Source organism: Micromonospora sp. CNZ296, assembly GCF_007827635.1.
In genome coordinates this window covers 137,510-149,704 of record NZ_VISW01000013.1, presented here as the reverse complement: position 1 = coordinate 149,704, position 12,195 = coordinate 137,510, and the positions used below count along the sequence as shown (strand labels likewise).

Annotated in this window: 13 protein-coding genes and 1 riboswitch; of the genes, 9 read left to right on the top strand and 4 right to left on the bottom strand. The window is 73.4% G+C overall.

All coding sequences use genetic code 11. The annotated features are described in order from the left end of the window. Positions 1–88: 88 nt before the first annotated feature. The 4 genes from recO to FB455_RS21960 all read left to right on the top strand — a co-directional run bounded on the left by recO (position 89) and on the right by FB455_RS21960 (position 2,370). On the top strand, positions 89–961 hold the full coding sequence (gene recO / locus FB455_RS21975; protein ID WP_030274647.1) for a DNA repair protein RecO: 873 nt from the start codon (positions 89–91) through the stop codon (positions 959–961). Between the two features lie 32 nt (positions 962–993). Further along, positions 994–1,770 (top strand): isoprenyl transferase, encoded by a 777-nt coding sequence (locus FB455_RS21970; protein ID WP_030274649.1) that lies wholly within the window; start codon positions 994–996, stop codon positions 1,768–1,770. A gap of 68 nt (positions 1,771–1,838) precedes the next feature. Then, entirely contained in the window at positions 1,839–2,024 is a 186-nt protein-coding gene (locus FB455_RS21965) for a hypothetical protein (RefSeq protein ID WP_013287960.1), read from the top strand. Between the two features lie 121 nt (positions 2,025–2,145). Beyond that, positions 2,146–2,370, top strand: a complete 225-nt coding sequence (locus tag FB455_RS21960; RefSeq protein WP_013287959.1) for a hypothetical protein — start codon at positions 2,146–2,148, stop codon at positions 2,368–2,370. A 27-nt stretch (positions 2,371–2,397) separates the two neighbouring features. Here FB455_RS21960 and gndA read toward each other — a convergent pair whose 3' ends face one another. Next, on the bottom strand, positions 2,398–3,840 hold the full coding sequence (gene gndA / locus FB455_RS21955) for an NADP-dependent phosphogluconate dehydrogenase (RefSeq protein WP_145754900.1): 1,443 nt from the start codon (positions 3,838–3,840) through the stop codon (positions 2,398–2,400). Positions 3,841–4,206: 366 nt separating this feature from the next. Between gndA and FB455_RS21950 the strand changes: the two genes are divergently transcribed. Further along, complete coding sequence (locus tag FB455_RS21950) at positions 4,207–4,503, top strand: hypothetical protein (RefSeq protein WP_145754899.1); 297 nt, start codon at positions 4,207–4,209, stop codon at positions 4,501–4,503. A 253-nt stretch (positions 4,504–4,756) separates the two neighbouring features. Here the strand turns inward: FB455_RS21950 and FB455_RS21945 are convergent, their stop codons facing one another. The 3 genes from FB455_RS21945 to FB455_RS21935 form a co-directional block, all read right to left on the bottom strand. Further along, on the bottom strand, positions 4,757–5,557 hold the full coding sequence (locus FB455_RS21945; RefSeq protein ID WP_013287956.1) for an energy-coupling factor transporter transmembrane component T family protein: 801 nt from the start codon (positions 5,555–5,557) through the stop codon (positions 4,757–4,759). After that, positions 5,554–6,987, bottom strand: coding sequence for an ABC transporter ATP-binding protein (locus tag FB455_RS21940; RefSeq protein ID WP_013287955.1), 1,434 nt, complete (start codon positions 6,985–6,987; stop codon positions 5,554–5,556). Before FB455_RS21940 ends, FB455_RS21945 begins: the two co-directional genes overlap by 4 nt. A gap of 96 nt (positions 6,988–7,083) precedes the next feature. Continuing rightward, positions 7,084–7,674 carry an ECF transporter S component gene (locus tag FB455_RS21935; RefSeq protein ID WP_013287954.1) on the bottom strand — a complete coding sequence of 197 codons (591 nt, stop codon included), beginning with the start codon at positions 7,672–7,674 and terminating at the stop codon, positions 7,084–7,086. A gap of 75 nt (positions 7,675–7,749) precedes the next feature. Beyond that, a riboswitch (TPP riboswitch) is annotated at positions 7,750–7,856 on the bottom strand. 76 nt (positions 7,857–7,932) lie between these two features. Here FB455_RS21935 and FB455_RS21930 point away from each other — a divergent pair. The 4 genes from FB455_RS21930 (at position 7,933) to FB455_RS21915 (ending at position 12,189) form a co-directional block, all read left to right on the top strand. Continuing rightward, positions 7,933–8,769, top strand: coding sequence for an alpha/beta fold hydrolase (locus FB455_RS21930; RefSeq protein WP_174361733.1), 837 nt, complete (start codon positions 7,933–7,935; stop codon positions 8,767–8,769). Further along, positions 8,766–9,515, top strand: a complete 750-nt coding sequence (locus tag FB455_RS21925) for a sugar isomerase domain-containing protein (protein ID WP_013287952.1) — start codon at positions 8,766–8,768, stop codon at positions 9,513–9,515. Before FB455_RS21930 ends, FB455_RS21925 begins: the two co-directional genes overlap by 4 nt. 91 nt (positions 9,516–9,606) lie before the next feature. Then, positions 9,607–10,107: a DUF6328 family protein gene (locus FB455_RS21920; RefSeq protein ID WP_013287951.1), complete on the top strand. Its 501-nt coding sequence runs from the start codon at positions 9,607–9,609 to the stop codon at positions 10,105–10,107. Between the two features lie 108 nt (positions 10,108–10,215). Then, the gene (locus FB455_RS21915; protein WP_145754898.1) at positions 10,216–12,189 is read left to right on the top strand and encodes an acyl-CoA dehydrogenase family protein; all 1,974 of its coding nucleotides are present in this window, start codon (positions 10,216–10,218) and stop codon (positions 12,187–12,189) included. The last annotated feature ends 6 nt before the right edge of the window (positions 12,190–12,195 follow it).

Below are 12,195 nucleotides of genomic sequence, written 5' to 3'. Positions count from 1 at the left end.
GTCCGGCCCGACGCCCGGCACATCGGGGATCGCCCGACCGTCCACCCCGAGCCGACCCTGAGATCGCACCCGGAGGGAGAATGGCCTGATGGCCGGGTACCGCCGACAGCTCTACCGCGACGACGCGGTGGTGCTGCGTGTGCAGAAGCTGGGCGAGTCCGACCGCATCATCACGCTGTTCACCCGCCGGCACGGGCGGCTGCGCGCGGTCGCCCGGGGCGTGCGGCGCACCACGAGCCGGTTCGGCGCGCGGCTGGAGCCGTTCGGGCACGTCGACCTCCAGCTCGCCGGTGATCCCAAGGGCAACCAGGGCAGCTCGCTGCACACCGTCAGCCAGGTCGAGGCGATCGAGCTGTACGGCAAGCGGTTCCTCGGCGACTACCCCCGCTACACAGCGGCCAGTGCGATCGCCGAGACCGCCGAGCGACTCACCCCGGTCGAACGCGAGCCGTCGCTGCGGCTGTTCCAGCTCACCCTCGGCGCGATGAAGTCGCTGGCCCGGGGCGAACACGCCACCACGCTCGTGCTCGACGCGTACCTGCTGCGCGGCATGGCGTTCGCCGGCTGGGCGCCGGCGCTCGTCGCCTGTGCGGTGTGCGGCGAGCCGGGCCGGCACCGCGCGTTCTCCGTACCGGCCGGCGGCGCCGTCTGCCCGGACTGCCGGCCCCCCGGCGCCGCCCACCCCGCGCCCGCCACGCTGGAGCTGATGTCCGCGCTGACCTCCGGCGACTGGGGGTACGCCGACGCCGCAGAGACCGGCGTACGCCGGGAGTGCAGCGGACTGGTCGCGGCGCACCTCCAGTGGCATCTGGAGCGCGCGCTACGCTCGCTGCCGCTGGTCGACCGGGGTGCCCCGGCGGCCGGCGCGGTCCCGTCGCCCGGCGGCGCGGGGCCGGATGTGGTCCCGCCGCGCTCCGGCGCCGGGCCCGTCGCCGGAGTGAACAGGGAGATGACCGAGTGATCCGATCGACGAGGGCGACCCGCCGCGAGCCGGTGCCGCCGACCCCGCACCCCTCCGGCGCCCGTCCGCCGGCGCTGCCGCCCGCCGCGGTGCCCCGGCACGTCGCCATCGTGATGGACGGCAACGGCCGCTGGGCCAAGGAGCGTGGGCTGCCCCGCACCAAGGGGCACGAGCAGGGCGAGCACAGCCTGTTCGACGCCGTCGAGGGCGCGATCGAGATGGGGATCCCCTACCTGTCGGCGTACGCGTTCTCCACCGAGAACTGGCGGCGCTCGCCGGACGAGGTCCGCTTCCTGATGGGCTTCAACAGGGACGTCATCCGCCGCCGCCGCGACCAGCTCGTCGACCTGGGCGTCCGGGTGGTCTGGTCGGGCCGTGCCGGCCGGCTGTGGAAGAGCGTCATCTCCGAGTTGCAGACCGCCGAGGAGATGTCGCGCGGCAACTCGACGCTGACGCTGCAGTTCTGCGTCAACTACGGCGGCCAGGCGGAGATCGCCGACGCCGCCGCCGGGATCGCCCGCGACGTCGCGGCCGGCCGGCTCGACCCGGCCAAGGTGAACGAGAAGACGGTGGCGCGCTACCTCTACCACCCCGAGGTGCCCGAGGTCGACCTGTTCCTGCGCCCCTCCGGCGAGCAGCGCATCTCCAACTTCCTGCTCTGGCAGACCGCGTACGCCGAGCTGGTCTACCTGGACACGCTCTGGCCCGACTTCGACCGCCGCCACCTCTGGTACGCCTGCGAGCTGTACGCCCAGCGCGACCGCCGCTTCGGCGGCGCCCTGCCCAACCCGGTCGCCCCGGGCGCCTGAGGTCACGCTTACCGACGGGCCGCGCTGGGTACCGATACCTCCAGACAGCAAACGCGGAGGTGAACCACATGATTCAGAAGCGGATCGCGCAGTGGGCGGTCATGGCGGTCGCCGTGCCGCTGGCGGCGGCCGGCGCGCGCCGGCTCAGCCACACCCTGGAGGCCCGTCGTGGCCCGTCCGGGGTGAGCCGTCTGCTGACCAAGGGCGCCGACCTGATCCGGCCGCAGAAGGCCAGGCGTCGCCGGTTCTTCTGACCGCGACGTCCGGCCCGACCGTGACGCCCCGCATCCGGCTTTCCCGCCGGGCGCGGGGCGTTCCGCTCTACGATCGGCGCAGGGCGCGCCGCCGGGTGCGCGCCCGCCACGGGGGTGGAGGATGCGCGATCTCCGGTACGAGATGACTGCTGCCCTGGCCGCCGCCGACCTGGTGGAGCCGGCCCGCCGGGACGCGGTGGCCGCACTGTGCGCCGACGTCGCCCAGCGGTGGTGCGCGGACCTCGGGCACACCCCGGCGGTCCGCTCCGGTGAGATCGGCGAACTGGCGTCGGGTGAGCCGGCCGCCGGCTGGGCGCCCGACCCGGACGGTCAGCGGGCCTGGTGAACCGTCCGGCGGGGCTGTCTGCGCGGCTCACGCCTCCACTTCGGAGCGGTCGCCCGCCCAGAGGGTGTGGAACGAACCGTCCCGGTCCACCCGGTGGTAGGTGTGCGCGCCGAAGTCGTCCCGCAGGCCCTGGATCAGCGCGGCCGGCAGCCGCTGCGCCCGCAGCGCGTCGAAGTAGGCCAGCGACGACCCGAAGGCCGGGGCCGGCACGCCCGCCCGGGCCGCGTCGGCCACCACCCGTCGCCAGGCCGGTACGCCGTCGCTGACCCGCTCGGCGAACCACGGCGCGACGAGCAGCGTCGACAGGTCCGGCTCCGCGTCGTACGCCTCCCGGATCCGGTCCAGGAAACCGGCCCGGATGATGCAGCCGCCCCGCCAGATGGTGGCCGTACCGCCCAGGTCGATGTCCCAGTCGTACTCCCGGCTGCCGGCCCGGATGTGGTCGAACCCCTGCGCGTACGCGACGATCTTGCTGGCGAGCAGTGCGCGGCGCACGTCCTCGACGAACGCGTCCCGGTCGTCCACCTGCCACTTCTCACCCGCGTCGGCGAACACCCGGCGGGCTGCCTCGCGCTGGTCGGCGTGGCCGGACAGCGACCGCGCGAATGTGGCCTCGGCGATGCCGGTGATCGGGATGCCGAGGTCGAGCGCGCTCTGCACGGTCCAGCGGCCGGTGCCCTTCTGCTCGGCCTGGTCGAGCACGATGTCCACGAACGCCTGGCCGGTGGCCGCGTCGGTGTGGCCGAGCACGTCGGCGGTGATCTCGATGAGGAACGACCCCAGCTCGCCGCCGTTCCACTCCCGGAAGATCTCCGCGATCTCCGCCGGGCTCGCCGACAGACCGGCCCGCAACAGGTCGTACGCCTCGGCGATGAGCTGCATGTCGGCGTACTCGATGCCGTTGTGGACCATCTTCACGAAGTGGCCCGCGCCGTCCGGCCCGATGTGCCGGCAGCAGGGCTCACCGTCCACCTGCGCGGCGATCTTCTCGAAGATCGGCCCGAGCTTGCGGTACGACTCGGCCGACCCGCCGGGCATGATGCTCGGACCGAGCAGCGCGCCCTCCTCGCCGCCGGACACTCCGGTGCCGACGAAGTGCAGCCCGTGCGCGCGCAGCGCCTCCTCCCGGCGGCGGGTGTCGGCGAAGTGCGCGTTGCCGCAGTCGACGACGATGTCGCCCTCCTCCAGCAGCGGGACCAGTTCGTCGATCACCGCGTCGGTGGGCGCGCCGGCCTTCACCATCACGATCACCGCGCGGGGCCGCTCCAGCGAGCCGACGAAGTCCGCGAGCGACTCCGACGGCACGAACGTGCCCTCGTCGCCGTGCTCGGCGACCAGGCTCCGGGTACGTTCCGGCGACCGGTTGTGCACCGCCACGGCGAAGCCGTTGCGGGCCAGGTTCCGGGCCAGGTTGCGGCCCATCACCGCCAGACCGGTGACCCCGATCTGCGCCGTCGCGTGCTCTGCCATGCGTACCGCCACCTCTCGTTCGTGCTGCCGTTCTGCGACCGTATCGCGGTCGCCGGGGGAGCGGGTGGGGACGTCGACAGGGCGTGATCGCCGGGTGGCTGTGCGTCGCGCGCGGGCGCGTTCGCGTTCTCTCCCGGTAAATCGGGTGCGGGTCTCCGGGCGGCGGGATAGCGTTGCCGCATGCGTATGTGACGCCCCACCTCCGAGCCCGGTCCACCGCCGCCAGTGCCGTGGACCCGTCCTGCTCCGGGCGTCCGCATTCCTTCCCCGCCACCGTCGGTCGCGGTGTCTGTCGTGATCGGAACGCACCGGAGCCCTCGCTCGGCGCGTCCCGGTCGGCGCGCCCGCACGACAGGAGGCCCGCGAATGCCCGCGAAGCGCAATCCGAAGAAGTCCCGCAAGCAGTCGTCGCCGCAGGTGACCCCGCCGAAGCTCGACGCGCTCACGCTGACGCCACCCGCGGTGGTGCTCCCCACGGAGCCGGTGGCGTCCGCCGTGTCCCCGGACTCGGTGCCGCCCTCGGAGTCCCTGGAGACCCCGGTCCTGCCGGGCGCATCCGCGACGCCGCCCCGGTCCGGCCCACCGGCAGGGCGGCAGGCCCGGTTCACCGGGCGTAGTCAGCGCGCCGGCCAGACCCGGTTCTACGCCTTCCGCCGCAGCTGACCGACAGCCCTTCCCGGCCAGCCGCTCACCGGGCAGGCCCCTCATCGGGGGCCTGCCCGGGCGTCCCCCCGGAGATCTTGGACGATTCCGGCCCCTAGAGGCGCCATCCCGTACCAAGATCCACTCCAGCCGTGTCGATCATGAAGTTGGCGGCGACAAAACGGGCAACCGGTGCCGTCAACTTCATGATCAACAGGGCGAGGGTGGGCAGGGTGAGGGTGGGCGGGGACGGGGAGGCGGGGCGGGCCCGGGGTCAGCCGATCAAGGGGCGGAAGGTGCCCAGGGCGATGCTTGTGGCCAGGGCACCGCCGGCCAGCAGCGCGGCGCCCGCCACGAGCAGGGCGTCGGCGCGGGTGAAGCGCTGCGGGCGGGCCACGGTGCGCGGCGTACCCGCGTCGAAGCCCCGGGCGTCCATCGCCACGGCCAGCCGGGTACCCCGCCGGATCGCGCCCACCAGCAGCGTGAACGCGGTGGACGCGAACAGCCGCAGCTTCGCCACCGGGTTGCGGCCGGCGTCCACGCCGCGGGCCCGGCGGGCCATGCTGATCATCCGCCACTCCTGTTCCAGCAGCGGCACCATCCGGAACGCGGCGAGCGCCCCGATGGCGAACCGGGCGGGCGTCTTCGCGTTCTGGATCAACGCGTCCGCCAGGTCCGTCGGGTCGGTGGTGGCGAACACGACGATGCCGGGCAGCGCCACGGCGAGCATCCGCAGCACCAGGCCCAGCGCGGTGACGAGAACGCCCTCGGTGACCAGGACCGGACCGGCCTCGACCAGCACCCGGCCGGAGCGGTCGGCCGCGAAGAGCACCAGCGTGATCAGGATGCCGACGGCGCCGGCGAGCAGCGGCCAGGCCCGGCGGGCCAGCACCCGATAGCGGACCCCGAACAGCGGCAGCACCGCGAGTTCGACGGCGATGGCGATGGCCGGGGCCACCGGGTCGAGCGTCGCCACCAGGATCAGCGTGAAGACCACAGCGGCGGCCAGCTTCGCCACCGGGTTGCGCCGGGCCAGCGGGGCGCCGGGTGCGGCGACCGGTTCGAGGCCGATCACGTGGCCACCCCGGCGGGGGAGCGGTGCAGGGTGAGCGTCGTGTCGGCCAGCGCGGCGACGAAGTCCTCGTCGTGGGTCACCGCGACCACGCCGTGCCCGGCGTCGCGCAGCTCGGCGAGCAGGTCGACCAGCTCCAGCCAGGTCCGCCGGTCCTGGCCGAACGTGGGCTCGTCGCAGATCAGCAGGCGGGGCGCGGTGGCCAGGGCCGTCGCCACACTCAGCCGCCGCGCCTCCCCACCGGAGAGGGTGTACGGGTTGGCGCCGGCCAGCCGGTCCAGCCGCAACCGGTGCAGCAGCTCGTCGACGGTGGCGGTCACCGCCGACTCGGGCCGGCCGGTGCGGCGCGGGCCGAGCGCCAGCTCGTCGCGGACCGTGGCGGTGACGAACTGGTGTTCCGGGTCCTGGAACACCGAACCGATCCGGCGTACCAGCGCGGGTGCCCGCCAGCGGTGCGGGGGAGTACGCGCGTCCCGCCCGGCGAGTGCCGCCGACGCGGTGACGGCGCCCGTGCCGGGCTTCAGCAGGCCGCCCAGGAGCAGCGCCAGTGTGGACTTGCCGGCGCCGTTGGGGCCGAGGACGGCGAGCGCCTCGCCGGCGCGTACCCGGAGATCGGTGGGGTCGAGCCGGGGCGGCAGGCCGAGCCGCTCCGCGGTGAGCAGCACGTCGCCGGGCGGCGTGGTGGCGTGCCGGGGTGGCGCGACGTGGCCGGGTACCCAGACCCCGGCGGTGGCCAGCGCGTCGCCGTGCGCGGCGAAGACCGCCTCGGGCGGCCCGTCGGCGCGCACCCCGCCGCCGGGTTCCAGCACCACGACGCGGTCGACCAGCGGCAGTGCCTCGGTGACCCGGTGCTCGACCAGGACCATCGTGGTGTCCGGGTCGAGCGCGTTCGCGACGGCCCGGCGGATCAGGGTGGCACCGGCCGGGTCGAGGTTGGCGGTGGGCTCGTCGAGCAGCAGCAGCCCGGGACGCAGCGCGAGCGTGCCGGCCAGCGCCAGCCGCTGCTGCTCGCCGCCGCTGAGCGCTGCGGTGGGGCGGTCCCTGTCGTACGGGAAGCCGACCCGGTGCAGCGCCTCGTCGACGCGGGGCCAGATCTCCCCGGCGGGTACGCCACGGTTCTCCAGCCCGAACGCCACGTCGTCGCCGGAGCGGGCCATCACGAGCTGGGTCTCCGGGTCCTGGAAGACGATGCCGACGCGCTCGCGGGCCTTGCGCGGGTCCAGCCCGTCGATCTCGACGGTGCCCTCCTGCTCGCCGGAGTCCTCCGGCAGCAGCCCGGCCAGCGCGGCCAGCAGCGTGCTCTTACCGGCGCCGGAGGGTCCGAGCAGCAGCACCCGCTCGCCGCTCTCCACGCGCAGATCCACCCCGCGCAGAGCCCAGCGTTTCCGTCCCCCGTGCCGCCACCCGAACCCCCGCAGCACCACCCCGCTCACCGCCCACCCACCCCCTCTTCTCCGTCGATCATGAGGTTGACGGCGATGACGGGTGCCGAAACGGCCGCCAACTTCATGATCGACACGATGGAGGCGTCAGACCAGGGCTCGGTCGCGGCCGGCGGGGAAGCGGTCCAGGACGCCGGTGTTCGCCAGCGCGCGGGTGAGGACGTGCGCGCCGAAACCGGCGACGATCGTGGCGCTGACGATCGTGATCAGCGCGTACGGGAGGCGGTAGGAGGCGAAGTCGAACGCCTTGTTCCAGTAGACGAAGTCGAAGATCGCCGCGCCGAGGCCGGTCAGCGCGCCGGCCAGCACCGCCACCGGCAGTCGGAACGAGCGGTACCGGAACGCGGCGAAGGCCAGCTCGGCGCCGATGCCCTGCATCAGGCCCTGGAGGATCACGATGCTCGCCCACTGGCTGCCCAGCAGGGCCGAGATGATCGCGGCCACCGTCTCGCAGTACAGCGCGGCGCCCGGCTTGCGGATGATCAGGCCGGCGAGCACCGCCGGGATCAGCCAGACGCCGTAGAGCACGGCCTGTGCCGGCGGGAAGAACGCGAACGCCGCGTCGGTGGCGCTCCAGAGCAGGCCCCAGGCCCAGAAGACGACGCCGAAGGCGACGGCGATGACCGAGGCGACGACGATGTCGACGGTACGCCAGCGGTTGCTGTCGGTGTGGTTCACGGTTGGCTCCCAGTTCGTCGAGGTGAACCAGGAGAAGACGCACGCCGCGCCCGGTGGTCACCGGACGGCGACGCGGCTGGAGGTCGACCGAACTCCCTGCGCTGGCATTACCCAGATCAGGTTCGAGGGTCTGCGGGCACCGGCCCGCACTCTCAGCGCTGTGCGCTCCCCTGTCGGATGTGAAGTTGTCTCGTCGCAGACGCTAGCACCGACCACGGGCCCCGGCCCAGCAGGGCGAGTGTCGGTATGGTGGCGATCATGCTGGTGGATGCGCGGGGACTGACGTTCGAGGTACGCGCCGGCGGCCCCGAGGACGGTGACCCGGTCCTGTTGCTGCACGGCTTTCCGCAGCACTCCGGTGAGTGGGACGCGGTCACGCCCGCGCTGCACGCCGCCGGGCTGCGCACGTACGCGCTCGACCAGCGCGGCTACTCGCCCGGCGCGCGTCCGGCGGACGTCGGGGCGTACCGGATTCCGGAGCTGGTGGCCGACGCGGCCGCGGTGCTCGACGCGCTCGGGGTGACATGCGCGCACGTGGTCGGCCACGACTGGGGCGCGATCGTGGCGTGGGGGCTGGCGGCGGCGCACCCGGAGCGGGTGCGGACGCTGACCGCGGTGTCGGTGCCGCACCCGGCCGCGATGGGGCACGCGCTCGCCACCGACCCGCGGCAGAAGGTCAAGTCCGCCTACATCGCGTTGTTCCGCAAGCCCGGTACGGCGGAGAAGGTGCTGCTGGCGTGGAACGGCGCCACGCTGCGCAAGCTGCTGAGCGGAGTGGGCGACGCCGACGTGGTGGCCCGGTACGCCGAGCCGATGCGTGAGCCGGGCGCGTTGACGGCGGCGCTGAACTGGTACCGCGCGATGACCGGTGCGGACATGAAGGCGGTCGCCCCGGTCGGGGTGTCCACCACGTTCGTGTGGAGCGACAAGGACGTGGCGATCGGCCGGACGGCCGCGCAGGCGTGCGCCGCGCACGTCACCGGTGACTACCGGTTCGTGACGCTGTCCGGCGTCAGCCACTGGATCCCGGACGAGGCGCCCGGCCCGCTGGCCGAGGCGATCCTCGCCCGGTGCGCGGGAACGGAGGAGGCATGACGGTGAGCGCCGAGGCGTACCTGGCGGTGGTGACCGAGACGATCGGCCGGGTCGCCGCCGAGCAGCGGCAGAACGTGGCCGACGCGGCCGACCTGATCGCGGCGGCGCTGCGCGCCGACGGTGTGGTGCACGCGTTCGGCACCGGGCACTCCGAGGCGCTGGCCATGGAGATCGCCGGCCGGGCCGGCGGGCTGGTGCCCACCAACCGGATCGCGCTGCGTGACCTGGTGCTGATCGGCGGCGACCCGGCCGACGTGCTCGGCCCGAAGCTGGAACGCGACCCGGCGGTGGCGCACCGCCTCTACGAGCTGGCGCCGATCCGGCCGCAGGACGTGTTCGTGCTGGCCTCGAACTCGGGCGTGAACGGGGCGATGGTCGAGTTCGCGTCCATCGTGAAGGAACGCGGGCACGGCCTGGTGGCGATCACGTCGGCACAGCACTCGGCGCGGATGACCTCGCGGCACCCGTCCGGCCGCAAGCTGGCCGACTTCGCCGACGTGGTGCTGGACAACGGCGCCCCGTACGGCGACGCCACGCTGCCGCTGCCGGGCGGCGGCGCGGTCGGCGCGGTCTCCTCGATCACCGCGGCGCTGCTCGCCCAGCAGATCGTCGCCGAGGTGGTGGCCCGGCTGGTCGCGGCGGGGCAGCGCCCGCCGGTCTACCTGTCCGCGAACATCACCGGCGGCGACGAGCACAACGCCGAACTGGAGGCACGGTACGCGGGCCGGATCCGCCGCGGTTCCTGAACCGGTTTCGTGATCATCCGTACGGGGCACAGGCGGTCCTGCCGGTGGGCGTTCACCCGCCGGCCGTGCCGTCTCCCGGGGAGGTCCGCGAGTGTCCAAGGAATCCGAGAAGCAGCGCTGGCAGCGCAACTTCGCCGATCTGTTGCAGGAGCTGCGGGTCGCGCAGACCGGCGTGCAGATCCTCTTCGCCTTCCTGCTGACGCTGCCGTTCAGCAACGGGTTCGGCCGGACCACGGAGTTCCAGCGCGACGTCTACATCGTGGCGCTGCTGACCGCCGCCGCGTCCGCCGCGATGATCATTTCTCCGGTCGCGTTCCACCGGGCGCTGTTCCGGCAGGGGCGTAAGCCGGAGCTGGTCCGGTTCGCCCACCGGATGGCCACCGGCGGCCTGTTCTTCATGCTGATCGCGATGGTCAGCTCGGTCCTGCTGGTCACCGACTTCGTGCTGGACCGGCCGATCGCGTTCCTGCTCAGCGCGCTCACCGGCCTCTGGTTCCTGATCTTCTGGGCCATCCTGCCGTTCAGCCGGCGCAACTGGGGTGAGGACGACATCGACGACGAGGACGACAACCCGCAGACGCTCACCGACTGACCGTCCGCCAAATCGGACGTGCACGCAGCGCTACCCCTGGGTAACACCCGGGGGTAGCGTCGTTTTCGTCGAACGCGTCGACGCAGCCGGACCGACGAGGAGGCAGCCGTGACCACGACACAGAACAGCCGGCCCGAGTCACCAGACGGCGCGGGGCCGCTGCCCGCCGAGGCGGGCCAGGTCTCCGAGAAGGAGGCCCGGCAGGTAGCCGAGGCGGCCCGCGAGTCGGCCTGGGACCGGCCCAGCTTCGGCAAGGAACTGTTCCTCGGCCGATTCCGGCTCGACCTGATCGACCCGTGGCCCCGCCCCGATCCGGCCGAGGTGGCCCGCGCCGACGAGTTCCTCGGCTCGCTGCGCGCGTACCTGACGTCCGAGGTGGACGGCGAGGCGATCGAGCGGGACGCGCGCATCCCCGACGAGGTGTTCCACGGCCTGGCCGGGCTCGGCACGTTCGGCATGAAGATCGACCGTCAGTACGGCGGGCTGGGGCTGAGTAACCTGCACTACTGCCGGGCGCTGATGCTCGTCGGCTCGGTGAACCCGGCGGTCAGCGCGCTGCTCTCCGCGCACCAGTCGATCGGCGTGCCGCAGCCGCTGAAGATGTTCGGCACGCCCGAGCAGAAGGAACGGTTCCTGCCCCGGCTCGCCGCCGGTGAGGTCTCCGCGTTCCTGCTCACCGAGCCGGACGTCGGCTCCGACCCGGCCCGGCTCGCCACCACCGCCGAGCCGACCGCCGACGGCACCGGCTACCGGCTCAACGGGGTGAAGCTCTGGGCCACGAACGGCACGCTCGCCACGCTGCTGGTGGTGATGGCCCGGGTGCCGGCCGGCGAGGGGCGGCGCGGCGGCATCACCGCGTTCGTGGTGGAGGGCGACAGCGACGGCATCACCGTGGAGCGGCGCAACTCCTTCGTCGGGTTGCGCGGCCTGGAGAACAGCCTCACCCGGTTCCACGACGTGTTCGTGCCGAAGGAGAACGTGATCGGCGGTGAGGGCAAGGGCCTCAAGATCGCGCTGACCACGTTGAACACCGGCCGGCTCTCGCTGCCTGCCATGTGCGTCGGCGCCGGGAAGTGGGCGCTCAACGTGGCCCGCGAGTGGGCGGCGGACCGGGTCCAGTGGGGCCGCCCGGTGGGCGAGCACGAGGCGGTGGCGAAGAAGCTGGCCTTCATCACCGCCACCACGTACGGCATGGAGTCCATGCTCGACCTGTCCTGCATGCTCGCCGACGACGACCGCAACGACATCCGGATCGAGGCGGCGCTGGTCAAGCTCTACGCCAGCGAGATGGCCTGGCGGATCGCCGACGAGCTGATCCAGATCCGCGGTGGCCGTGGCTACGAGACGGCCGACTCGCTCGCCGCCCGGGGGGAACGGCCGGCCGCCGTCGAGCAGCTCCTGCGCGACCTGCGGATCAACCGGATCTTCGAGGGCTCCACCGAGATCATGCACCTGCTGATCGCCCGCGAGGCGGTCGACGCGCACCTGTCCGTCGCGGGCGACATCATCGACCCCGACGCGGGGCTGGGCCGCAAGGCGAAGGCGGGCGCGCGGGCCGGCGCCTTCTACGCGAGGTGGCTGCCCACGCTCGCCGTCGGGAAGGGGCAGACGCCCGGGGCGTACCAGGAGTTCGGGCCGCTGGCCGGGCACCTGCGCCACGTCGAGCGGACGTCCCGCAAGCTGGCCCGGTCGACGTTCTACGCGATGTCGCGGTGGCAGGGGAAGATGGAGCGCAAGCAGGCGTTCCTCGGCCGGGTGGTGGACATCGGCGCGGAGCTGTTCGCGATGAGCGCGGTCTGCGTCCGGGCCTACGCCGAGCGGGACGCGCACCCGGAGAACGTCGAGCTGGCCGACCTGTTCTGCCGGCAGGCGCGGCTGCGCGTCGACGAGCTGTTCACCGGCCTGTGGTCGAACACCGACTCGGTCGACGTGGCCGCCGCCAAGCGGATCGTCGCCGGCCGGTACGCCTCGGTGGAGGAGGGTGTCGTCACCCCGCCCGCCGACCTGCCCTGGGTGGCCCGCTGGGAGCCGGGGCCGTCCACCGAGCAGGACGTACGCCGTCGCATCCCGCCCGCCGGCTGACCGGAC

Bases quoted from the DNA above. Each gene is read 5' to 3' on its own strand.
- FB455_RS21925 (WP_013287952.1), top strand. From the start codon at position 8,766: ATGACGGTGAGCGCCGAGGCGTACCTGGCGGTGGTGACCGAGACGATC.
- FB455_RS21960 (WP_013287959.1), top strand. From the start codon at position 2,146: ATGCGCGATCTCCGGTACGAGATGACTGCTGCCCTGGCCGCCGCCGAC.
- FB455_RS21930 (WP_174361733.1), top strand. From the start codon at position 7,933: ATGCTGGTGGATGCGCGGGGACTGACGTTCGAGGTACGCGCCGGCGGC.
- FB455_RS21965 (WP_013287960.1), top strand. From the start codon at position 1,839: ATGATTCAGAAGCGGATCGCGCAGTGGGCGGTCATGGCGGTCGCCGTG.
- recO (WP_030274647.1), top strand. From the start codon at position 89: ATGGCCGGGTACCGCCGACAGCTCTACCGCGACGACGCGGTGGTGCTG.
- gndA (WP_145754900.1), bottom strand. From the start codon at position 3,840: ATGGCAGAGCACGCGACGGCGCAGATCGGGGTCACCGGTCTGGCGGTG.
- FB455_RS21950 (WP_145754899.1), top strand. From the start codon at position 4,207: ATGCCCGCGAAGCGCAATCCGAAGAAGTCCCGCAAGCAGTCGTCGCCG.